Origin of the sequence: Neobacillus niacini NBRC 15566 (assembly GCF_001591505.1) — a bacterium.
GTDB lineage: Bacteria > Bacillota > Bacilli > Bacillales > Cytobacillaceae > Neobacillus > Neobacillus niacini.
The window spans coordinates 1-1303 of record NZ_BCVA01000104.1; the positions used below are offsets into that span (position 1 = coordinate 1).

Here is a 1303-nt window from a genome sequence, read left to right on the forward strand (position 1 = left end):
TTGGTCTTACCCCTGTCAAGTAGACAGCTTAAAAAAACTAAGCAACCAATGCGTGCCGGTATTCCACTGGCGCGCGTTGGTTTAGTTTCTTCTGAAAGCGTTTGTAGTTATAATGGTAGATGTATTCTTCAATCGCTTGTCTAATCTCATCTTCTGATTTACACTGTTCTATATACAACTTCTCTGTTTTGAGGTGCGAAAAGAAGGATTCTATACAGGCGTTATCCAGGCAGTTTCCTTTGCGAGAGTGGCTGCCCCTTACACCGTATTCTTCTATTCGTTTGTTGTATAGTTTAGACGTATACTGAAAGCCTTGATCTGAGTGTAGAACGGCTTCAGCTACGTCTTTTTTGTTTGCCCATTGAGAGACAGTTTTTAAGACTAGTTCAAGATCATTTCTTTTTGATAGCTCCCATGCTACAACTTCATTATTAAAAAGGTCTTGAATGACCGATAAATAATAAAATTGCTTCCCGTCAGATACGTATGTAATATCCGTAACCATCTTTTGATTAGGCGCTATTGCCTCGAATTTTCTATTAAGACGATTAGGTTGAATCACCGAAGGTGTATGTCCATGTCTTTTTCTCTTCTTGCGTATGATAGCTTGAATCTCCATTTCCTTCATAAGACGGTAAACCTTTTTATGATTAATTGAATAATCATTTTCATTTAACCAAGTAGTCATGCGAGGGTATCCAAATTCAGGATGAAGTAAATGAGTCCCCATCATGTGTTCACGTATATCTTGATCCTGTTTGGCTCTTTCTGCTCTATCATTCTGTGTAGCCCTCCACTTATAGTAACTAGCTGGCTTAACATAAGCGACCTCTAACAACCATGTAATACGATGGGTATCTTTTAATTCTTCAATGATCTCATATTTGATTTGTTGAGCGATTTCCTCTCCTCCTTTACCAGATTTGGATACTGCTTTTTTAAATAATCCACCTGTGCTCTTAAATAATCTCTTTCTTCTTCGACGGATTTAAATACGGTACGTGGCCTACCTTTGAAGGGACTAACAGCTCCGACTCTTGTATCAAACTGTTCTCCACTTTTCCACTTCCTAACCCAAACTTTAAGTTGAGTACAATTCTTAATGCCAAGTTCTTTAGCTAATATCGCATAACTTTTATTCCCATTAATATACTTCATAACTGCTTGTAACTTAAATTCATCAGTATAACTCTTAAATTCTTGTCCCTTTTTAGCCATTGAAAAATCCCCTCCAAGTTTAAGTGTAACACCCAAAATAAATATTTTGGTTTTTTTACACTATCTACTTAAAGGGGATAATATC

Annotated in this window: 2 protein-coding genes; both read right to left on the reverse strand. The window is 36.8% G+C overall.

Annotated features, from left to right (window positions below):
* Positions 1-37: 37 nt before the first annotated feature.
* Positions 38-901: an IS3 family transposase gene (locus BANA01_RS28810; RefSeq protein ID WP_034675609.1), complete on the reverse strand. Its 864-nt coding sequence runs from the start codon at positions 899-901 to the stop codon at positions 38-40.
* Entirely contained in the window at positions 862-1218 is a 357-nt protein-coding gene (locus tag BANA01_RS28815) for a transposase (RefSeq protein ID WP_052106281.1), read from the reverse strand. The genes BANA01_RS28810 and BANA01_RS28815 overlap by 40 nt, the downstream gene beginning before the upstream one ends.
* Positions 1219-1303 lie beyond the last annotated feature (85 nt).